Origin of the sequence: Actinocorallia herbida (assembly GCF_003751225.1) — a bacterium.
In the GTDB taxonomy this organism is placed as follows: Bacteria; Actinomycetota; Actinomycetes; order Streptosporangiales; family Streptosporangiaceae; genus Actinocorallia; species Actinocorallia herbida.
The window spans coordinates 7,788,896-7,808,772 of the sequence record NZ_RJKE01000001.1; the positions used below are offsets into that span (position 1 = coordinate 7,788,896).

At 71.0% G+C, this 19,877-nt stretch carries 17 protein-coding genes and 1 pseudogene; 10 read left to right on the forward strand and 8 right to left on the reverse strand.

Features of this window, described 5'->3' with window-relative positions:
* Window positions 1-135 precede the first annotated feature (135 nt).
* Complete coding sequence (locus EDD29_RS35430) at window positions 136-1,269, forward strand: PP2C family protein-serine/threonine phosphatase (protein WP_123668593.1); 1,134 nt, start codon at window positions 136-138, stop codon at window positions 1,267-1,269.
* A 23-nt stretch (window positions 1,270-1,292) separates the two neighbouring features.
* Window positions 1,293-2,243 carry a hypothetical protein gene (locus EDD29_RS35435; RefSeq protein ID WP_123668594.1) on the forward strand — a complete coding sequence of 317 codons (951 nt, stop codon included), beginning with the start codon at window positions 1,293-1,295 and terminating at the stop codon, window positions 2,241-2,243.
* A gap of 17 nt (window positions 2,244-2,260) precedes the next feature.
* On the opposite strand, the gene EDD29_RS35440 is transcribed toward EDD29_RS35435, so the two are convergent.
* On the reverse strand, window positions 2,261-3,655 hold the full coding sequence (locus tag EDD29_RS35440) for an amidase (protein ID WP_342774485.1): 1,395 nt from the start codon (window positions 3,653-3,655) through the stop codon (window positions 2,261-2,263).
* A 139-nt stretch (window positions 3,656-3,794) separates the two neighbouring features.
* Here EDD29_RS35440 and EDD29_RS35445 point away from each other — a divergent pair, with 139 nt between their 5' ends.
* Both EDD29_RS35445 and ilvD read left to right on the forward strand, forming a co-directional pair.
* Complete coding sequence (locus tag EDD29_RS35445; RefSeq protein ID WP_123668596.1) at window positions 3,795-4,559, forward strand: nuclease-related domain-containing protein; 765 nt, start codon at window positions 3,795-3,797, stop codon at window positions 4,557-4,559.
* A 125-nt stretch (window positions 4,560-4,684) separates the two neighbouring features.
* Window positions 4,685-6,544 carry a dihydroxy-acid dehydratase gene (gene ilvD / locus EDD29_RS35450; RefSeq protein ID WP_123668597.1) on the forward strand — a complete coding sequence of 620 codons (1,860 nt, stop codon included), beginning with the start codon at window positions 4,685-4,687 and terminating at the stop codon, window positions 6,542-6,544.
* A 175-nt stretch (window positions 6,545-6,719) separates the two neighbouring features.
* Here the strand turns inward: ilvD and EDD29_RS35455 are convergent, their stop codons facing one another.
* Both EDD29_RS35455 and EDD29_RS35460 read right to left on the reverse strand, forming a co-directional pair.
* Window positions 6,720-6,938, reverse strand: a complete 219-nt coding sequence (locus tag EDD29_RS35455; RefSeq protein WP_123668598.1) for an FmdB family zinc ribbon protein — start codon at window positions 6,936-6,938, stop codon at window positions 6,720-6,722.
* Between the two features lie 41 nt (window positions 6,939-6,979).
* Window positions 6,980-7,492 carry an HNH endonuclease gene (locus tag EDD29_RS35460; protein ID WP_123668599.1) on the reverse strand — a complete coding sequence of 171 codons (513 nt, stop codon included), beginning with the start codon at window positions 7,490-7,492 and terminating at the stop codon, window positions 6,980-6,982.
* A gap of 270 nt (window positions 7,493-7,762) precedes the next feature.
* Here EDD29_RS35460 and EDD29_RS35465 point away from each other — a divergent pair, with 270 nt between their 5' ends.
* Window positions 7,763-9,835, forward strand: a complete 2,073-nt coding sequence (locus EDD29_RS35465) for a prolyl oligopeptidase family serine peptidase (RefSeq protein WP_123668600.1) — start codon at window positions 7,763-7,765, stop codon at window positions 9,833-9,835.
* A gap of 61 nt (window positions 9,836-9,896) precedes the next feature.
* Here EDD29_RS35465 and EDD29_RS35470 read toward each other — a convergent pair whose 3' ends face one another.
* Window positions 9,897-10,439 (reverse strand): GNAT family N-acetyltransferase, encoded by a 543-nt coding sequence (locus EDD29_RS35470; protein WP_246053170.1) that lies wholly within the window; start codon window positions 10,437-10,439, stop codon window positions 9,897-9,899.
* A gap of 10 nt (window positions 10,440-10,449) precedes the next feature.
* Window positions 10,450-12,069: an NsdA family TPR-like regulatory protein gene (locus EDD29_RS35475; protein WP_246053171.1), complete on the reverse strand. Its 1,620-nt coding sequence runs from the start codon at window positions 12,067-12,069 to the stop codon at window positions 10,450-10,452.
* Window positions 12,070-12,413: 344 nt separating this feature from the next.
* Here EDD29_RS35475 and EDD29_RS35480 point away from each other — a divergent pair, with 344 nt between their 5' ends.
* The 4 genes and pseudogenes from EDD29_RS35480 to EDD29_RS35495 all read left to right on the forward strand — a co-directional run bounded on the left by EDD29_RS35480 (window position 12,414) and on the right by EDD29_RS35495 (window position 15,882).
* A complete protein-coding gene (locus tag EDD29_RS35480; RefSeq protein WP_123668602.1) occupies window positions 12,414-12,695 on the forward strand; it encodes a hypothetical protein in 282 nt (93 codons plus the stop codon).
* Window positions 12,696-13,040: 345 nt separating this feature from the next.
* The gene (locus EDD29_RS35485; RefSeq protein ID WP_123668603.1) at window positions 13,041-13,976 is read left to right on the forward strand and encodes a mechanosensitive ion channel family protein; all 936 of its coding nucleotides are present in this window, start codon (window positions 13,041-13,043) and stop codon (window positions 13,974-13,976) included.
* 22 nt (window positions 13,977-13,998) lie between these two features.
* Window positions 13,999-14,358 (forward strand): annotated as a pseudogene (locus EDD29_RS35490) (globin); the annotation flags it as partial.
* 30 nt (window positions 14,359-14,388) lie between these two features.
* Window positions 14,389-15,882 (forward strand): glycoside hydrolase family 13 protein, encoded by a 1,494-nt coding sequence (locus EDD29_RS35495; protein WP_123668604.1) that lies wholly within the window; start codon window positions 14,389-14,391, stop codon window positions 15,880-15,882.
* A gap of 61 nt (window positions 15,883-15,943) precedes the next feature.
* Here EDD29_RS35495 and EDD29_RS35500 read toward each other — a convergent pair whose 3' ends face one another.
* The gene (locus EDD29_RS35500; protein WP_123668605.1) at window positions 15,944-16,300 is read right to left on the reverse strand and encodes a hypothetical protein; all 357 of its coding nucleotides are present in this window, start codon (window positions 16,298-16,300) and stop codon (window positions 15,944-15,946) included.
* A gap of 196 nt (window positions 16,301-16,496) precedes the next feature.
* On the opposite strand from EDD29_RS35500, the gene EDD29_RS35505 reads away from it, so the two are divergent.
* Window positions 16,497-17,603: a hypothetical protein gene (locus tag EDD29_RS35505; protein WP_123668606.1), complete on the forward strand. Its 1,107-nt coding sequence runs from the start codon at window positions 16,497-16,499 to the stop codon at window positions 17,601-17,603.
* A gap of 6 nt (window positions 17,604-17,609) precedes the next feature.
* Here EDD29_RS35505 and EDD29_RS35510 read toward each other — a convergent pair whose 3' ends face one another.
* Together EDD29_RS35510 and ettA are read right to left on the reverse strand one after the other, a co-directional pair.
* Window positions 17,610-18,059, reverse strand: a complete 450-nt coding sequence (locus EDD29_RS35510) for an acyl-CoA thioesterase (RefSeq protein WP_123668607.1) — start codon at window positions 18,057-18,059, stop codon at window positions 17,610-17,612.
* Between the two features lie 88 nt (window positions 18,060-18,147).
* The gene (gene ettA / locus EDD29_RS35515) at window positions 18,148-19,809 is read right to left on the reverse strand and encodes an energy-dependent translational throttle protein EttA (RefSeq protein WP_123668608.1); all 1,662 of its coding nucleotides are present in this window, start codon (window positions 19,807-19,809) and stop codon (window positions 18,148-18,150) included.
* Window positions 19,810-19,877 lie beyond the last annotated feature (68 nt).

Consider the following 19,877-nt stretch of genomic DNA (forward strand, 5'->3'; position numbering starts at 1 on the left):
AATGGATCCTACTTTGTAACGCACCAAACGTTGTTGCAAGACCCTCGCAATAACTATCTCAGGGCGCTGTCCTCGGGGTGAGGGTCGGGCGGATTGACGCCGCAGGGCGGTTTTGCTCGATACAGTGGCGACGACATGCTGCAACGCCTGGTTCACCTCCTGCCGCCCAAGGTGCGCGCCCAACTCCGGCGTGTGCCGGTCCTCGTGGCGCTCTATCGCTGGATGCGGCGCGGCCGGATCCGTGAGCGGTATGTCCTGATCTTCCTCTCCGCGGTCGCGCTCGGCATGTGCGCGGGCACCAAGTGGGTCGGCCAGCAGTGGTTCCCGCCGAGCGCCCTCGTCCTGGTCGTCCTGGCGGGCGGCCTGCTGCTGCGGGTCCGCGCGCTGACCGCGCTGCTCGTGGTCGTCGCGGCCGTGGTCGCCGCCGACACCGCGATCATCGACCGCGGCTTCTCCCCCGGCATCATCGTCACCGTCGGCCTCACCACGGTGCTGGCGCTCGCGCTGTCCCGCAACCGCCAGCAGCTCGGCGTCCAGGGCCTGCGCGGCGAGACCATGCTGCTGGAACTGCGCGACAGGCTGAACCGGCAAGGGCAGATCCCCGAGATCCCCAGCCCCTGGGACAGCAACGTCGAACTCGCCCAGGCGGGCGGATCGTCCTTCGGCGGCGACTTCGTCGTCTCCTGCCGGCATCTCTCCCCCGACGGCGAGCGCGACCTCCTCGAGGTCGCGCTGGTCGACGTCTCGGGCAAGGGCGTCGCCGCGGGCACCCGCGCGCTGATGCTGTCCGGCGCCTTCGGCGGCCTCCTTGGATCGGTCCCCCCGGAGCAGTACCTCGGGGCCTGCAACTCCTACCTCCACCGCCAGTATTGGGACGAGGGCTTCGTCACCGCGGTCCACGTGGTGCTCGACCTCGGCACCGGCGACTACGTGATCGAGTCGGCGGGGCATCCTCCGGCCGTCAAGTTCGACGCGAGTGCCGGAACCTGGCACGTCGGGACCGCCAAGGGCGTTGTGCTCGGTGTGGTGCCCGATCTGAAGTGCGAGCCGGAGTCCGGGCGACTCGGCCCCGGCGACGCGCTCATGCTGTACACCGACGGCCTGGTCGAGCAGCCGGGCCGCGACCTGGACCAGGGCATCGACGAACTGCTCGCCTCGGCGGACCGGCTGGTCGCGCAGGGGTTCCGCAAGGGCGCGCGGGAGATCGTCCAGTCGATGTCCGCGGCCCACGACGACGACTGCGCGCTCGTCCTGCTCTGGCGGCGCTGACGACCTGGCGGTAGGGGGATCGGTTGGCGGTTCTGGCGGAACTGGCGCGGCGCTGCGCCTTCGGTGACCTCGCCGCGCTGGCCAGGTCCGGGCACGCGCCGCGGCGGATCGAGGGCATCGCGGAGTTCGGCCACCAGCTTCTCCAGCTCGACGCCGAGGATTTCGGCGTCGCGGATCCGTCGGTGCCTCGCGCGCTGGTGGACCGGGCGAGGGCCGTCCGGGTGCCGCAGGAGCCCGGCGAGGTCGACCGCGGGGCGCTCGGCTCCATGCACGCGGGCTTCCGGCTGCTGCTCGAGGTGATCGCGGTGCACTGGGAGCGGCGCGAGCTGGGCGGGGTGGTCGCCGCCGCGCACATCGCCGCCGAGTACCTGCCCGTGCTGGCCTGGGAGCCCGTCCTCGGGCACGCCGCCGACCCTGCGCGGCTGCCCGAGCGGATGAAGGTCGCCGGAAGCCGGTTCGGCGTCGCCGCCGAGAACGACCGCTGCACGCACACCCGGGGCCTGGTCGCGGCGTGCGAGCGGTCCCTGCGCGTCGCCGGGGACCCGCCGGAGGGCTGGCGCAACTACCTCGACCGCCAGCACACCACGGTGATCAAGGCGCTGAGCGTCTGCGCGTTCGAGTGCCGCACGCCGTGCGCCGTGATCGAGAATCAGCGCGCCGACGAACGGGCCCTCCTGGCCGCCCGCTGCCGCCTCGCCCGCGAGTACGCCGACGGCGCGTTCGTCCGGCTGCGGCACGCCGCCCCGGTCGGCCACGGCTTCGGCGTCCCCTCCGAGGAGGAGGTCCTGGACGCCTGGGGCCGGTCGAGCCGCTCCCTCGACAAGCACGCGCTCTTCCGCGACGAGCCCGAAGGCCCCGACTTCCCCATCCCCGGTCTCCCCCGTGTCTTCTCCGCCGTCGCGGGCGTCCCGATCACCCCGGACACCCTCCTCGCCGACGTCTCGGCCCACCTGATCACCCTGCTGCACACCTGACCGGCCGGGAGTCCGGGTCAGCCGAAGGGGAAGGGCGGCCCGGCGGGCGCGGCGGCCTCCAGCCGGGCGGCGAGGGCGATGAGCGCGGCGTCCCCGCCGGGGCGGCCCGAGAGCATGACGCCGACGGGCAGGCCGTCGCGCGTCCAGTGCAGGGGCAGGGTCAGCGACGGCTGCCCGGTGATGTTGGCCAGCGCCGCGAACGGGGTGTGCGCGTTCTGCCGGGCGAAGTCCTCCTCGGGCGAACCCGACGTGAAGTGCCCGACCGGTGCGGGCGGCTCGGCCAGCGCGGGGGTGAGCACGGCGTCGTAGGGCGCCATCACGGCGAGCGCGCGGTCGGCCTCGGCGGCGAGGGCGGTCCGCAGTTCCGCGAGCGCCGCGGGCCCGACCCTGCCACCGCGCTCGCGCAGCCAGCGGGTGAGCGGCTGGAGCAGGCGCTCCCGATCCGCCGGGACGCGCTCGGCCGCGGCGAGCACGGTCCAGGCCGTCTCGAAGAGGCGGGCCAGTGCCGGGGTGCGGACGGGCGGCAGCTCGACGATCTCGTGGCCGAGCCCGGCCAGCAGCCGCGAGGCGGTCTCATAAGCGGCCAGGCACTCCGGGTGGATCACCGTGCCGGGGTCGGCGGGCAGGGCCGTCCTGGCGATCCGCAGCGGGCCCGGCGGGCGTTCCGCGGCGTCGAGGAACGGGGTTCCGGCCCGCCCGGACAGCGCGTCGAGCAGCAGCGCGGCGTCCCGCACGTCGCGGGCGATCGGTCCGCTGACCGCGAGGCCGAACGGGTCGGCGCCGACCGGCACCACGCGCCGGCTCGGCTTGATCCCGACGAGGCCGCAGGCGCTCGCGGGGATGCGGATCGAGCCGCCGCCGTCGCTGCCGTGCGCCAGCGGCGCGAGCCCCGCCGCGACGGCCGCGGCGGCGCCCCCGCTGGATCCCCCGGCCAGCCGGTCCGGCGCCCAGGGATTGCGGACGGTAGGCGGCACGACGCCTTCGGCCAGGTCAGCGGCCTGGGCGAAGTGGGTGAAATCGGTGTAGCAGGTCAGCCCGAACTCAGGACTGCCCGTCTTGCCGAGCACGACCGCGCCCGCCGCGCGCAGCAGCGCGGCCACCGGCCCGTCGACCGGCGAGCGCGGCTCGCCTCGGGCCAGGCTGCCGTACCCGGTGGGCAGCCCCGCGGCCACGTGGAGGTCCTTCACCGGCACCGGCAGCCCCAGCAGGACGGGCGGGGCGACGGCCTCCGCGACGATCCGCTCGGCCTTCCGCGCCTGATCAAGGGCAGTTTCCGGGCAGTGCGTGACGAAAGCCCCGACACGGTGATCCAGTCGGTCGACGCGCTCGAGATAATGCGCCGTGAGCTCCACCGGGGAGATCTCACCCGAGCGCACGGCGGCCGCCTGCCGCCTGGCCGTCAGGTGATGCATCTCCGCCACGGCCGCACCCTAGCCGAGGGCTGGTGGGGTGAGGACAACCGAGTTACCTTCCGGTAAGCGTTTCCCTCACCGGGAGGGGGCATGTAAACCGATGACGCGCCTCAAGGCGAGAAGGATAAGGGGTTGAGCTATGGCCATCATCGACCGTGGCGAGCCCGGCGGTGCCCGCGGGCAGCCTCCGGAAGAGCGTCCACGCCCCGACCTCCGCGCGCTGGCGAGACATCCCCGTGCCCGGCTGTGGGCGATCCGCACCGCGGTCGCGCTGGTCGTCGGCGTGCTCTTCGCGATCGTGTTCGACCCCCGTGTCGGCCTCACGCTCGCGGTGGTGGTGATGATCGCCGACACCGTGCGCACCGCGCGGGCGGGCGGCGGAGACCGCGGTTACCCGGTCTCCTCAGCCGAGCGGAGGACCGAGCGGCAGCTCCGCGCGCTGGCCAAGGACGGCTGGCGGGTGCTGCACGCGAGGGCCGTGCCCCGCGACGGCGAGGGCGTGAGCGACGGCAAGATCGACCATCTGGTGATCGGCCCGACCGGCGTCTACGCCATCGACTCCGAGTCGTGGGACAAGCGCCTCCCGGTCCGCAGCCTCTCCCACACCCGCCTCTTCCACGGACCCTTCGAGATGAAGGACCGGCTGGACGAGGCCCGCTGGGAGGCCAACCAGGCGAGCCGGCTGCTGAGCAAGGCGATGGCCACGGACATCCCCGTCCAGCCATCGGTGGCCATCTACGGCCCATCGGTCCCCTGGCGGGTGATGTCGGTGCGCAACGTCGACGTCTACGCCGGGAACCAGGCCAGGAAGTACCTCCGCAAGCGGCCCAAGGTCCTCACGCCCGAGGACGTCACGCGGATCGGCGAGGCCGCCGAACGGGTCTTCCCTTCGAAGTACGAGTGATCGCACGGCACCCCGCCGGAGCAGCCGGGGTGCCTTTGCGGGGGTAGTAGGCTGGACTCACCGAGTCCCTTCGCCGCCCCCTACCCGGGGCCACCCACCTTTTGATCCACGGTTGGGAGAGTCCCTTGCCTCCGCTCAGGTCACGCACAGTCACCCACGGCCGCAACATGGCGGGCGCGCGCGCCCTCCTGCGCGCCACCGGCGTCGCCCGCGAGGACTTCGGCAAGCCGATCATCGCCATCGCCAACAGCTTCACGCAGTTCGTGCCGGGTCACGTGCACCTGCGCGAGGTGGCCCAGGTCGTCGCCGAGGCCGTGCGCGAGGCGGGCGGCATTCCGCGCGAGTTCAACACCATCGCCGTCGATGACGGCATCGCCATGGGCCACGACGGCATGCTCTACTCGCTGCCGTCCCGCGAGCTGATCGCCGACGCCGTGGAGTACATGGTCGAGGCGCACCGGGCCGACGCGATCATCGCGCTGTCGAACTGCGACAAGATCACCCCCGGGATGCTGCTGGCCGCCCTGCGCCTGAACATCCCCACGGTCTTCGTGTCCGGCGGTCCGATGGAGGCCGGCAAGGTCACCGTCGTCGACGGCGCCGCCAAGACCGTCCGCAAGCTCGACCTCATCGACCCGATGATCGCCGCGGCGGACGAGTCGGTGTCCCAGGAGGCCCTGGACGAGATGGAGGAGAACGCCTGTCCGACCTGTGGGTCGTGCTCGGGCATGTTCACCGCCAACTCCATGAACTGCCTCACCGAGGCGATCGGCCTGTCCCTGCCGGGCAACGGCACCACGCTGGCCACGCACGCCGCGCGCAAGGAGCTGTTCGAGCGCGCCGGCCGGACCATCGTGGACGTCTGCCGCCGGTACTACGAGGACGGCGACGAGTCGGTCCTGCCGCGCGCCATCGCCTCGCGCGACGCCTTCGAGAACGCCATGACGCTGGACGTCGCCATGGGCGGGTCGACCAACACGATCCTGCACCTGCTGGCGGCCGCGCACGAGGCCCAGGTCGACTTCGGCCTCAAGGAGATCGACGAGCTGTCCCGGCGCGTCCCGTGCGTCTGCAAGGTCGCCCCGGCGACGAACAAGTACCACATCGAGGACGTGCACCGGGCGGGCGGCATCCCCCGTCTGCTGGGCGAGCTGAACCGGGCCGGGCTGCTGCACCCCGACGTCCCGACGGTCCACGGGTCCACGCTGGGCGAGTTCCTCGACGCCTGGGACATCAAGTCCCCGAACGCGCTGCCCGAGGCCGTCGAGCTGTTCCACGCCGCCCCCGGCGGGGTCCGCACCATCGAGGCCTACAGCCAGAACACCCGCTGGGACTCCCTCGACCTCGACGACGAGCAGGGCTGCATCCGCGCGGTTGAGCACGCCTACACCCAGGACGGCGGCCTGGCCGTCCTGTACGGCAACATCGCCCCGGACGGCGCGATCGTGAAGACCGCGGGCGTCGAAGAGGAGCTGTGGACCTTCGAGGGCCCGGCCGTCGTCTTCGAGTCGCAGGACGACGCGGTCGAGGGCATCCTCGGCAAGAAGGTCAAGGAGGGCGACGTCGTCGTCATCCGCTACGAGGGCCCGCGCGGCGGTCCCGGCATGCAGGAGATGCTCTACCCGACGTCCTTCCTCAAGGGCCGGGGCCTGGGCAAGGCCTGCGCGCTGATCACCGACGGCCGCTTCTCCGGCGGCACCAGCGGCCTGTCGATCGGCCACGCCTCCCCGGAGGCCGCGGCCGGCGGCATGATCGCGCTGGTCCAGGACGGCGACCGGATCGTCATCGACATCCCGCGCCGCACCCTGGAGCTCGACGTCTCCTACGAGGAGCTGGCCGAGCGCCGCGAGAAGCTGCTGCACGACCTCGGCGGCTACCGCCCCGTGAACCGTGAGCGCAAGGTCAGCGTCGCCCTTCAGGCCTATGCCGCCATGGCGACCTCGGCCTCCACCGGCGCCGCCCGCGACATCTCGCAGCTGCGCTGAGCTTCTCGCCGCGGCTCCTTCACCGCCGCGGTGTTCGGGCGCTTTCGAGCCCCGGCGTCTGCCCCTTCGGCCTTGGCGGCCTATGGGGCAGACGCCGGGGCGCCCGAACAGGGGTCCACGTGATGCGTGTTCTTCCAGGTACATCGGGGTGGGTCGCTCCCCACCCGGACCCGGGTCAGCCGCAGCAGCCGCCTCCGCAGCAACCTCCGCCGCCACCGCCCGCGGGGCGCTGGACGGGGGCCGCGGCGCCGCCGGTCATCGCGACGGTCGACAGCAGCTTGACGGTGTCGTCGTGGCCCTGGGGGCAGGAGGCCGGGTCGGCCGACTGCGCCATCGGCCGGGACAGCTCGAACGTGTCGCCGCAGGAGCGGCACCGGAAGTCATAACGGGGCATGCCCCGAGTGTAGGCGGGACCCCGGCGAGCCGGGGTCCCGCTCATGCAGCGGGTTCGGTGACGTAGGCGGCCCACTGGGGGTCGCCGTCGGTGCCGATGAGGCCGATCAGGCGCCAGTGGGCGCCGCGGGGGACGGACGGGGGGATGTCGAGCGACCAGCCGAGCTCCTCGAGGAGGCGGTCGGCCTTGCGGTGGTTGCACGGCGTGCAGGAGGCCACGCAGTTCTCCCAGGCGTGCTTGCCGCCGCGGCTGCGCGGGTGGACGTGGTCGATGGTCTCGGCCTTGCGGCCGCAGTAGACGCACCGGTAGTTGTCGCGCCGCATCAGCGCCGCCCGGGTCAGGGGGATCCTGGTCCGGAAGGGGATCCGGACGTACCGGCGCAGCCGGATCACCGACGGCACCTGGACGGAGGTGTTGGCCGACCGTACGAGGGAGCCCGAAGAGTCGTGATGGACGACTTCGGCCTTCTCCCTGAGCACCAGGCACACTGCCCGCCGCAGCGGGAGCGTGGTGAGCGGTTCGTACGTGGCGTTCAGGAGAAGGACCTGTCGCATCAGCCGACCCCCGCCTCTCGGCTGAGGCCATGCCTACTACCCGATCTGCCTGGTATGCCCGGCTTTTCCGGCACGCCTGACATGGCGTGCCGTGGCCGGGCCCCTGGCTCGGCCGAATCTGTCGCACCCGCCACGAGGACCTCCTCTGTGGGCGATGAGTCAACCCCAAGTTGTCAACAGTGTGACCAATGGGATGCGGTTCGCGCTACCCCTTTATGCCCCGATCCGGGCAACAGCAGTCCTGGTCTGCTTGGTCGTAGGCTGATCGTCATGGACTATCCGGTGGCACAGCGGCAGGACATCGTCGAGGAGATCCACGGGCAGCGGGTCGCCGACCCCTACCGGTGGCTGGAGGACCCGAACGGCACCGAGACCAAGGACTGGCTCGCCGCCCAGGACGAGCTGTTCCACGCCGAGGTCGACGACCTGCCCGGCCGGGACCGGCTGCGCGCCCGCATCACCGAGCTGCTCGGCGCGGGCAACGTCTCCTCCCCCGTCTGGCGGGGCGAGCGCCGCTTCTTCATGCGCCGCACTCCCGAGCAGGAGCTGGCGGTGCTCTACACCGTCGACCCCGACGGGACCGAGCGGGCCCTGATCGACCCGATCGCGCTCGACGCGACCGGCAAGACCACCCTCGACTCCTGGCAGCCCGATAAGGAAGGCAGACTGCTCGCCTACCAGCTCTCGATCGGCGGCGACGAGGAGTCCCAGCTCTCGATCATGGACGTGGCCACCGGCGCGACCATCGAGGGACCGATCGACAGGTGCCGGTACTCGGCGGTCGCGTGGCTGCCCGGAGGCGAGGCCTTCTACTACGTCCGCCGCCTTCCCAAGGACCAGGTCCCCGAAGGCGAGGACCAGTACCACCGCCGCGTCTACCTGCACCGGCTCGGCACCGACCCCGAGACCGAGGACGTCCTGATCTTCGGCGAGGGCCGGGAGAAGACCGAGTACTACGGCGTCGGGGTGAGCCGCGACGGGCACTACCTGACCGTCAGCGCCTCCCTCGGGACCGCCCCGCGCAACGACCTCTGGTACGCCGACCTCACTTCCGGCGAACCGGACGCCCCCGCGCTCGAGCCGATCCAGATCGGGGTCGACGCGCAGACGGGCGTCCGGTTCGGCAGGGACGGCCGCGCCTACGTGTTCACCGACCTGGACGCCCCGCGCGGCCGCCTCGCGATCGCGGACCCGGCCGACCTGGCCGCCGAATCCTGGCGGGACCTGCTGCCCGAGGACCCCGAGGCGGTGCTCAGCGACTTCGCCATCCTCGACGAGCTGGACCGGCCGATCCTGCTCGCGGGCTGGACCAGGCACGCGATCAGCGAGATCACCGTGCACGACCTGGAGACCGGCGAGCGGATCGGCGAGGTCCCGCTGCCCGGCCTCGGCTCCATCGGCGGGATCGTCGAGCGGCCGGAGGGCGGCCACGAGGCGTGGTTCGGCTACACCGACAACGTCACCCCCGGCGGCATCCAGCACTATGACGCCCGCACCGGCGCGACGACCCTGTGGGCGGCCCCTCCCGGATCCGTCGAGGTCCCCGAGGTCGAGGCCAGGCAGATCGCCTACACCTCGGCCGACGGCACGACGGTCCGGATGCTCGTCCTCGGCAGCCTCGAAGGCGGCCCGAAGCCGACCATCCTGTACGGGTACGGAGGCTTCAACGTCTCCCTGACCCCCGCCTACTCGGCGGGCATCCTCGCCTGGGTCGAGGCCGGCGGCGTCTACGCCATCGCCAACCTGCGCGGCGGCTCGGAGGAGGGCGAGGAGTGGCACCGGGCGGGCATGCTCGGGCACAAGCAGAACGTCTTCGACGACTTCCACGCCGCGGCCGAGCGGCTGATCGCCGACGGCTGGACCACCGCCGACCGGCTGGCGATCTCCGGCGGGTCCAACGGCGGCCTGCTCGTCGGCGCGGCGCTGACCCAGCGGCCCGACCTCTACAAGGCGGTCGTCTGCTCGGCCCCGCTGCTCGACATGATCAGGTACGAGAGGTTCGGCCTCGGGCAGACCTGGAACGTCGAGTACGGGACCGTCGAGGACGCCGAGGAGTTCGGCTGGCTGCTGGGCTACTCGCCCTACCACCACGTCGAGGCCGGGGTGTCCTACCCGGCGACACTGTTCACCGTCTTCGAGAGCGACACCCGGGTCGACCCGCTGCACGCCCGCAAGATGGCCGCGGCGCTCCAGCACGCGGTGGGCACCGCGGCGAAGGGCGGGCCGATCCTCCTGCGCAACGAGGCCGAGGTCGGGCACGGCGCGCGGTCGGTCTCCCGGACCGTCGACCTTTCGGTGGACACCATGTCGTTCATGGCCCACCAGACGGGCCTGACGCTGTAGCCGGCTCCGCCGGAGGGCCCGTCCGGGCGGGGAACTCGCCTCCCCGCCCGGACGGCCCGCCTCAGCTGAGCTTCTTCTCGCCGTAGATGTTGACGATGCCGTTGATCATCTCGCGGCGCAGCTCCACCCAGCCGAACGTGCGGTACAGCTCCAGCGCCGGGCCCTGGAGCTCGGTGGTGTCGCCGATGAGGCGCGTGTAGCCGAGCTCCAGCGCACGGTGCTCCAGGGCCTGGAGCATCGCCGCCCCGTAGCCGAGGCGGTGCAGGTCGTGCCTGACCCGCAGCCGGACCATCTCGCCGGTGCACGGGTCGACCCTGCGCAGGCCGCCCATGGCGACGGGATCACCGTCCGGATCCACCCCGACGAGGAAGTCGCCGCCCCGGCCGTCGGCCAGGTAGATCCCTTCCAGGTCGTGCAGATCGTTCTCGTAGTAGACGCCGTCTCCCGGGCGCAGCCCTATGCGGGCCAGGCCCTCCCGGTGCAACGACAGCACCACCGGGTTGTCGACCGCCAGATAGCGGCGGATCGTCAGGTCGCCGAACGTCCACTCGGGCATGATGGCTGGGCGCCGGACGAGTGTCCTGGCGCCGCTCCCGATGGCCACCACAGCCGGGTCAGACCTGATCCGAGGGAGGTGATTTCTCCCCCGGGTTCATCGGGCTCTGCACGGACGGCACCGAGGCCAGCGTCTCGCGCAGATCGCGGAGCAGCGGGTAGTCCCCGAACTGCTGGTGGGCCGCCGTGGCGAGCTGGCGGGCCCGGTGCATGAGGATGTCGGACCTGTGCTCGGGGTCCAGCTCCATGATCGCTTCCTTGGCCCTTACCGCCGCGGCGTCGGCGTCGCCCGCGTGGATCGCGCAGTGCGCGCGGTCCAGCTTGACGAGGGTCCGGTCGATGATCTCGGTCGGCGAATAGAGCGTGAGGGCGTTGCGCAACGTCTCCTCGCCCTTGGCGTGGTCGCCGAGGTTGGTGAAGGTGTCTCCCTCGTAGAACGACATCTGGCGGTCGGTGAAGCCGAACACCAGGTCGCTCGTCTGGGCCTTGCTGAGCTGGTCGAAGACCGCCCTGCCGCGCACGAGCGCGCGCCGGGCCGTCGGGGCGGCGTCCGAGCGGCCGCGCAGCGCGAGCTGCCCGAGCGCCCTTGCCTCGACGGCCGGGGCCATCGCCGCCGCGACGTTGGGGCTGCGCCCTGCCAGGTCCTGGGCCTTGCGGGCCAGGTGCAGGGCCTCCCTGGGGTCGCCGTAGTACAGCGGCAGCAGGGACTCCCGGACCGTCACCCAGGCCCGCAGGCCCCGGTCGCCGGTCTCGTCGGCGGCGGTGCGGGCGGTCCGGAAGAACGAGCGGGCGAGGCGGTGGTCACCGAGATTGATCATGATGAGCCCCGAGATCCCGGAGAGCTGGGCCGCGATCCGGCACAGCCGTTCCTGGAGCTCGATCGGCTGGCGCTGGTCGCACAGCCTGCGGACCTCGCTGAAGTCCAAGAGCACATCGCACAGCATCCGCAGCGAGGGCGTCGACTGGTACGACTGGCCGTACCCGAGGATCGTCTCTTCCCATTGGTCGAGCATGGTCGGCGACACCGTGGCGTTCACGAGGGTGTCGTCCATCTTCCTGCGGAGCTGGTCCACCGCCCCGAGGAACTGGCCGTCCAGGGCCACGCCTGTCCCGGCCAGCAGCTGCAGTAGCGTCCGGCGGAGCACGACGTCCTCCTCTCCTAGGTCCAACGACCCCGGTCCCTCGATACCGGGCAGACCCTGACCCAGCTGCTGGCGGACCAACCAGGCCCGGTCGATGACCGAGCCGATCAGCGCCTCCGCGTCGTCCCGGGCGGCAGCTGCCTGAGTGCCGCCGGGTCTGTGGTCATGGGTCCGCCCGCACACGCAGGGGCCCGGGTAACCGAGATCGCCGGGTTCGACGCGGTAGACCAGGCAGATGTAGTGCAGATACTCCGGTCCTGGTCTCTTGTAACCGCTCTCGTACGCGGAGAGCAGGGTCTCGCCGATCTTCGGCGGAGGCTTGCCGTCCAGCTCGTACAGAGCCCGCATCTGAGCCACCACGTCTGACAGCGCCACCCCACCGGCCAACCGATGGGCCTTGATCCGGCTCGTGCTGAAAAGAGGGCCGCACTGCTCGGCGATCTCCGCCGCTATCTGTGCGACGGCGAGGCCGCGCGCCAGGCCCTGCGCGCGAATCCAGCGTGCCCGGTCGGCTTCCTTACGGGGGGGTTCCGCCATCCGTGCCGGCCTCCTCACCTCTGCCGGTTGTGTGCTTCGTCACTACTGTGCACGCCCCCGAGCGCTGGCGACCGGCTTTCTCGGTCAGTTTCGTAATTGATATCCATACGCAGCGTAAGGCGGACACCTTGAACGGCCAACCCACCTCGGGAGATTGCACCGAGCTACGGGAGTAACACCGATTCCAGAAAGAACGAATCCTCATGCGGAGTAGAAAGATCCTCCTACGAGGGAGGGGCAAACCCAGTCGAACCCGTGAGTAGACCACCTTGACCCGACCCCGCCATGTTGCAATTCTCGCTGCAAGGTCAAGGAACGGACTCAAGCCAAGGGGGTGTGCGCGGGTGACGGGAGACGAGCGGGTCGACCACCTGGAAGGGCTCGTCCGGGAACTTGCGGAACGGGGGCTGCTGGCCCGGGTCGTCAGGACCCGTTCCGGACCTGCCTTCCTCAGGGTCGTCAACCCCGACGCCGCGAGCCTCACCGAGAACGTCACGTGCGCGCCGGCGCCGGAATCCCGCGAGCCCTGGTTCTGGTGGAGCTGGGGCGAGAGGCTGCACCGGGTCGACGACCCGCGCGCGGCGGCCCGCAAGCTCGCGCGCGTGCTCGAACCGCACACCCCATAAAAGCCCGGACGGGTTCCGCGGGACTACCGGGAACCAGGCGCGGTGGCCGGAACGCCCCGCGGAATCCGTCCGCGACATGACAAAAGCCCCACCGATTCACGGCAGTTGTTTCGCCCCGATTGTCGTGAATCGTCCCAGGTGGTCACGGCCTTCCGGAGGGGGGAGCGCCGACAAACCACCGAAATGGCCCTCCCCCGCGGGGCCGGCCGGCCTCACCCAGCGGCTCGGTACGGTCCGATCAGTTCCGTCCCCTACGATCGGTAAAGTCCGAAGCCGCACGTCCACGGCGGTGCCGCCGGCCGATCCCGGGGGGAGGGTCCTCCTCTGTTCTTCAAAGACCAGCCGATGCCCGACGACGTCTGCGACGCCAAGCCCAGCGTCGCCTGCCGGACCGTCTGGAACGTCTCGCACAGCGACGACGTCACCCGGTTCTTCCACACCTGGCTCGACGGGATCGTCACCGCGCTCATCTGGGCCGTCCTCGCCTTCGGCGTCGCCCTGATCATCCGGACCTTCGTGCACCGCCTGATCACCCGGATCACCGCGCGGATGGCCAACGGCGCCGTGCCCGGCCGCTTCCGCGAACGCCTCGAAGGCACCCAGCTGCTGGTGCACGAACGGCGCAGGCAGCGCATGGAGACCCTCGGGTCCGTGCTGCGCAGCATCGCGTCCGTCGTGATCTTCGGCACCGCCCTGTTCACCGTCCTCGGCGAGATGGGGCTGAACCTCACCCCCATCCTCGCCAGCGCCACCGTCGTCGGCGCCGCGGTCGGCTTCGGCGCGCAGAACACCATCAAGGACCTGCTCGCCGGCCTGTTCATGCTCCTGGAGGACCAGTACGGCGTCGGCGACGTCGTCGACACCGGAACGGCCAAGGGCACCGTCGAGTCGGTCTCCCTGCGGATCACCCGGCTCCGGGACGTCAACGGCGTCGTCTGGTACGTCCGCAACGGCGAGATCACCCGGCTCGGCAACGAGTCCCAGAACTGGGGCCGGGCCCTGCTCGACCTGCCCGTCGCGCCCGACCAGGACATCGACGAGGTCCGCGACCTGATCCAGAAGGCCGCCGAGGAACTCGCCTCCGACGACGACTGGAAGCCGTTCATCCTGGAGGAACCGTCCGTCTGGGGCGTCCAGGCGCTCACCAACGACGCGATGGTCGTCCGCGTGACGATCAAGACGGTCCCCAACCGACAGGCCGAGATCGCCAGGGAACTGCGCGTGCGCGTCAAGAAGGCGTTCGACGAAGCGGGCATCGCACTGGGCTCACTGGTGCCATAGGCTGGAAGCGATGAGCCAGCAGGTGACGTTCTACGAGGCCGTAGGCGGCGAGGAGACCTTCCGCCGCCTCGTCCGCAAGTTCTATGAGGGCGTGGCGGACGATCCCGTGCTGCGCCCGATGTACCCCGAGGAGGATCTCGGCCCCGCCGAGGAGCGGCTGCGGCTGTTCCTCACCCAGTACTGGGGCGGGCCGTCCACCTACAGTGAGCAGCGCGGCCACCCCCGGCTGCGGATGCGGCACTTCCCCTTCACCATCGGCGAGCGCGAGCGCGACGCCTGGCTGGCGCACATGCGCACCGCGGTCGATTCCCTCGACCTGCACCCGCAGGCGGCGGAGATGCTGTGGGAGTACCTGTCCCGCGCCGCGCACAGCCTGGTGAACTCCGAGGGGTGAGCGGGTAGGTCGATCCCCATGACGACGACTACCCCCTGGTGGCACGACGCCGTGGTCTACCAGGTCTACCCCCGCAGCTTCGCCGACTCCAACGGCGACGGCGAGGGCGACCTCCAAGGACTGCGCTCCCGCCTCCCCTACCTGTCCGAGCTGGGCGTCGACGCGCTGTGGCTGACGCCCTTCTACACCTCCCCGCTCGCCGACGGCGGCTACGACGTCGCCGACTACCGCGACGTCGACCCGCGCTTCGGCACCCTCGCCGACTTCGACGCCCTCGTCACCGACGCCCACCGGCTCGGCCTGCGGCTGATCGTCGACATCGTGCCGAACCACACCTCCTCGGCGCACCCCTGGTTCCTCGAGGCCCTGGCGGGCGCGGGCCGCGACCGCTACCTGTTCCGGGAGGGCGCCGAGCCCCCCAACGACTGGCAGTCCAACTTCGGCGGGCCCGCCTGGACCCGGGTCGAGGACGGCTCCTGGTACCTGCACCTCTACACCCCCGCCCAGCCCGACCTGAACTGGAGGCACCCCGAGGTCCGCAAAGAGTTCGAGGGGATCCTCCGGTTCTGGCTGGACCGCGGCGTCGACGGGTTCCGCATCGACGTGGCGGCCGGGCTGTTCAAGCACCCCGGCCTCGCCGACATCGGCCGGGGCGGCACCCACGCCGTCGGCAGCCCCATGTACGGGCGGCCGGAGGTGCACCAGATCTACCGGGACTGGCGCGCGATCCTCGACGCCTACCCCGGCGAGCGGATGGCCGTCGGCGAGGTGTGGACGGAGTCGGCCGACGACCTCGCCCTCTACGTCCGGCCGGACGAGCTGCACCAGGCGTTCCAGTTCCACCTGCTGCTGGCGCCCTGGTCGGCGCAGGCCTTCCGGGAGACCGTCGAGACCTGCCTGGCCTCCCCCAGCGGCGAGGCCCCCACGTGGGTCCTGTCCAACCACGACGTCATCCGGCACCGGAGCCGCTACGGGCCGGAGGAGCGCTCCCGCGCGGCCCTGATGTTCATCCTGGCGCTGCCCGGCTCGGCCTACCTGTACCAGGGCGAGGAGCTGGGCCTGCCCGAGGTGTTCGACCTGCCGGACGAGGCCAGGCAGGACCCGATCTTCTTCCAGGGCAAGGGCAAGGGCCGCGACGGCTGCCGGGTGCCGCTGCCCTGGTCGGGCGCGGCCGCGCCGTACGGGTTCGGCTCCGGGCCGGCCTGGCTGCCCCAGCCGGACTCCTGGGGGTCCCTGACCGTCCAGGAGCAGGACGGGGACCCCGAGTCCATGCTCGCCTTCTACCGGCGGGCGCTGGCCCTCAGGAGGGAGCTGAGGGGCACCCTGCCGCACGACGTCACGTGGGAGGAGAGCGCCTCACCCGACGTCCTGGCCTTCCGCAGGGGGCCACTGACGTGCGTCGTCAACTTCGGCGACCAGCCCGTGCCGTTCCGCGGCCGGGTGCTGCTCGCCGCCGGTGACGTCGCCGACGGCAAGATCCAGGGCGGAGGAGCGGTCTGGCTCCAGGACTGACCCGCCGACCGGGCCCCGCGACCGCGCGACGGGGCCCGGCCGCCCGGCACCTCCCCGGAGATCAGCGCACGATCCAGCAGTTCTTCCCATAGGAGAACTGCCAGTGCCTGCCCGGCAGCCGGTAGGTCTTGGACCTGACCTGTTTCTTGCCCGCGCGGGCGATCACGTCGATCACACGCGGCTTCACCTTCGCCTTCCGAAGGTTCGCCACGGCCTTGTCCGCCCGCGCCAGCGCGGCCTTCTTGCTCGCCGCCTTGACCGTGACGTACAGGGCCTCGGGGTCGCCGCCGAAGGAGCAGCCCTTCACTCCGGTGCAGGGCCGCGGGTTCGGGGTGACGCACCCCGCCGCGGCGGCCTGCCCCTGGACGCCCAGGACGAGTCCGCACCCCACCACGAACGCCAGTGTGATCCGTCGCAAGGAACCTCCCGTGTGAAGATCGCGAGGTCCACAGGCTACGCCCGGCCGGGTCACGTCAAGGGCGTCATGGTCCGGCCGATACCGGCGTTTTACCCCGTCCCGGAAAAGGGAAAGGCGCGCGACGAAGCGGGCTACCTTTGAGATTTGCGTGATTTGACACGATTTCCGAGACGCACCCCCTCTAGGGTGGCGGAGCGTGTCTACCTATGTCGTCTATTACCGCAGCCATCTTCCCTCCGCCCATCTGGGATCCCTGCGCGCCTCCTGGGCCGGCTGGACCGCCGAGGACGACGAACTCGGCGACGGCTGGCGCTCGGCCGAGTTCGGCGGCGCGCCCGACGCCCCCGCCGACGCCGTCCAGCGCGTGAGCGAGGAGACCCGGTGGCCCGCGCTCATCCTCGCGATCAACGCCGAGGCGGAGGTCATCGTCGCGTTCGCGCACAACCCCGCGCGCGGGGTGACCTTCCCCATCTACTGCGGATCCGAGCAGGCGGGCCGGCTCGGCCTGACGATCTCCGAGGACGATGTGGATCTCGGCTTCCGGGAGGCGGTCCGCTGGTCGGAGGCGGCCGGGCTGCCCGCGTCCTCCGCGATGCTCGCCTCGGTCGGGTACACCTTCGAGACCGACGTCCACAAACTGGGCGCCGCGCTCCTGGCCGGGCTCGGACTGCCCGGGTACGCGGGCAAGGACATCCTCGAGGACTCCAGGATCAAGGCGGAGATCGTCCTCAGCCCCGTCCTGCTGGCCCGGTCACCCGTGCCGCTGCGCGACCTGGCCTGCGCCCGGCCCTGGCCCGGCGGCCTCGGCGGCGACGAGATGGGCTTCAAGGACGGCTGGCGCGCCGCCTGCCCCGTCGACTGGCCCCGCGGCGACGCCATCGACCACGCCCTCGCCGCGTTCGCGAACGAGACCCGCGGGCCGACGATGCTGGGGCTGCTCGCCGACCACGGCTTCGGCGCGTTCTTCGCCACCTACCGGCCCGGCCACCACTTCGAGTTCCACCTCGGCCTCGACGCGGCCCACGAGGCCGGGCACCTGTGGGGCGCCGCCAACGACGAGAACCACCCCGAGGTCGTCCGGTGGGCGGCGGCCGCCGGGCTGCGCCCCGACCCGCAGGTGCTGGACATCGCCCTGCACCGGCGCGGCGGACCCGGCGAGGAGCACGCGCTGACGCTCGCGCTGTTCAAGGGGCTGGGCGTCCCCGGCACCGGCCGCGTCGACCCGCACTGGGACGGCACCGACCAGGAATCAGGCGGACGGAGCCGCTGGGGCCTGTCCGTCACGTTCGAGATCGGGTTCTGAGGAGCCTCAGACGTCGGCGGGCTTGACGAAACGGCCGATGTACTCACGCTCCGCGGCCGTGTACCGGCGCAGGCGGGCGTTCTCGACGTCGAAGGCCACCAGGGTCGAGGTCGCCGTCGCGTAGACGTTGGCGTCGTCGCGGACCTCGTAGGCGAGCTTGAAGGACGCGGCGCGCAGCTCCGTCACCCAGGTCTCGACGCGGACCGGGTGGATCACCCCGGTCAGCGGGACCTTGTAGTCGATCTCGTGGCGGGACACGACCATGCCGCGGACCGGCTCGAGCCCCGACCGCACCGGGTCGGTGTGGAACATCTCCAGCCGGGCGTCCTCGAGATAGCCGAGGAACTTCACGTTGTTCACATGCATCTGGGAGTCGATATCCCCAAAACGAATGCGGAACTCGTAAATGTGGCGGTACGAGGTGTCGCGTGCCGGAAGCGTAGCGGTGTCTTCCATGTCCTACCTCGGGGGTCTCGGGCCGGGAACTGCCTGATCGTACAAGAAAGGGCCGTCCCGACTTTCCGGGACGGCCCCCTCTCGATCGCTAGCGGGTCAGCTTACGGTAGGTGACCCGGTGCGGACGTGCCGCGTCGGCGCCCATCCGCTGGATCTTGTTCTTCTCGTAGTCGGCGAAGTTTCCCTCGAACCAGAACCACTGGGACTCGCCCTCCCACGCCAGGATGTGGGTGGCGATGCGGTCGAGGAACCACCGGTCGTGCGAGGTGATCACGGCGCAGCCGGGGAACTCCAGCAGCGCGTTCTCCAGCGACGACAGGGTCTCCACGTCCAGGTCGTTCGTGGGCTCGTCCAGCAGCAGCACGTTGCCGCCCTGCTTGAGGGTGAGCGCGAGGTTCAGGCGGTTGCGCTCGCCGCCGGACAGCACGCCGGCCTTCTTCTGCTGGTCCGGGCCCTTGAAGCCGAACGCCGCGACGTACGCGCGGGACGGCATCTCGACCTGGCCGACCTTGATGTGGTCGAGGCCGTCGGAGACGACCTGCCAGACGTTCGCCTCAGGGTCGATGCCGCCGCGGCCCTGGTCGACATAGGAGATCTGGACCGTCTCACCGATCTTGAGCACGCCGCCGTCGGGCTGCTGCTCACCGGTGATCATCCGGAACAGGGTGGTCTTGCCGACGCCGTTCGGGCCGATGATGCCGACGATGCCGTTCGGCGGCAGGTTGAAGGTCAGGTCGTCCATGAGGACCTTGTCGCCGAACGCCTTCTCCAGGTGCTCGGCCACGATCACCGTGCTGCCCAGCCGCGGGCCCGGCGGGATCTGGATCTCCTCGAAGTCGAGCTTCCGGGTCTTGGCGGCCTCGGAAGCCATCTCCTCGTAGCGCGCCAGGCGGGCCTTGCTCTTGGTCTGGCGGGCCTTGGCGTTGGAGCGGACCCACTCGAGCTCGTCCTCCAGGCGCTTCTTGCGCTTGGCGTCCTTGTTGCCCTCGACCTTGAGGCGCTCGGCCTTCTTGGACAGGTAGGTGGAGTAGTTGCCCTCGTAGGGGAAGCAGCGGCCCCGGTCCAGTTCCAGGATCCAGGTCGCCACGTTGTCCAGGAAGTACCGGTCGTGAGTGACCGCGAGCACGGTGCCCGGGTACTTCTCCAGGTAGGACTCGAGCCAGTTGACCGACTCGGCGTCCAGGTGGTTGGTGGGCTCGTCCAGGAGCAGCAGGTCGGGGGCTTCCAGCAGCAGCTTGCACAGCGCCACGCGGCGGCGCTCACCACCGGACAGCGCGGTGACGGGCGAATCGCCGGGCGGGCACCGCAGCGCGTCCATCGCCTGCTCCAGCTGAGAGTCGAGGTCCCAGGCGTTGCGGTGGTCGAGCTTCTCCTGAAGCCTGCCCATCTCCGCGAGCAGCTCATCGCTGTAGTCGGTCGCCATCTGCTCGGCGATCTCGTTGAACCGCGCGAGCATGCCCATGGTCTCCGCGACGCCCTCCTGGACGTTCTCCAGGACCGTCTTGGACTCGTTCAGCGGGGGTTCCTGCTGGAGCATGCCGACGCTGTAGCCCGGCATGAGGCGCGCCTCGCCGTTCGACGGCTGCTCGATCCCGGCCATCATCTTCATGAGCGTCGACTTGCCGGTGCCGTTCGGACCCACCACGCCGATCTTGGCCCCGGGCAGGAAGTGCAAGGTGACGTCGTCCAGGATCACCTTGTCGCCGTGCGCCTTGCGCACACGCTGCATCGTGTAGATGTACTCGGCCATGCCCCTACCTTATGGGCTCCCGCCCCTTCCCCACGCCGCTCCGCGTCGTGCGCGGCATCTCACCAGCC

Excerpts from the sequence above, each read along its gene's own strand:
- EDD29_RS35430 (WP_123668593.1), top strand. The coding sequence starts at position 136 with ATGCTGCAACGCCTGGTTCACCTCCTGCCGCCCAAGGTGCGCGCCCAA.
- EDD29_RS35440 (WP_342774485.1), bottom strand. The coding sequence starts at position 3,655 with ATGCATCACCTGACGGCCAGGCGGCAGGCGGCCGCCGTGCGCTCGGGT.
- EDD29_RS35445 (WP_123668596.1), top strand. The coding sequence starts at position 3,795 with ATGGCCATCATCGACCGTGGCGAGCCCGGCGGTGCCCGCGGGCAGCCT.
- EDD29_RS35455 (WP_123668598.1), bottom strand. The coding sequence starts at position 6,938 with ATGCCCCGTTATGACTTCCGGTGCCGCTCCTGCGGCGACACGTTCGAG.
- EDD29_RS35460 (WP_123668599.1), bottom strand. The coding sequence starts at position 7,492 with ATGCGACAGGTCCTTCTCCTGAACGCCACGTACGAACCGCTCACCACG.
- EDD29_RS35465 (WP_123668600.1), top strand. The coding sequence starts at position 7,763 with ATGGACTATCCGGTGGCACAGCGGCAGGACATCGTCGAGGAGATCCAC.
- EDD29_RS35475 (WP_246053171.1), bottom strand. The coding sequence starts at position 12,069 with ATGGCGGAACCCCCCCGTAAGGAAGCCGACCGGGCACGCTGGATTCGC.
- EDD29_RS35485 (WP_123668603.1), top strand. The coding sequence starts at position 13,041 with ATGCCCGACGACGTCTGCGACGCCAAGCCCAGCGTCGCCTGCCGGACC.
- EDD29_RS35495 (WP_123668604.1), top strand. The coding sequence starts at position 14,389 with ATGACGACGACTACCCCCTGGTGGCACGACGCCGTGGTCTACCAGGTC.
- EDD29_RS35510 (WP_123668607.1), bottom strand. The coding sequence starts at position 18,059 with ATGGAAGACACCGCTACGCTTCCGGCACGCGACACCTCGTACCGCCAC.
- ettA (WP_123668608.1), bottom strand. The coding sequence starts at position 19,809 with ATGGCCGAGTACATCTACACGATGCAGCGTGTGCGCAAGGCGCACGGC.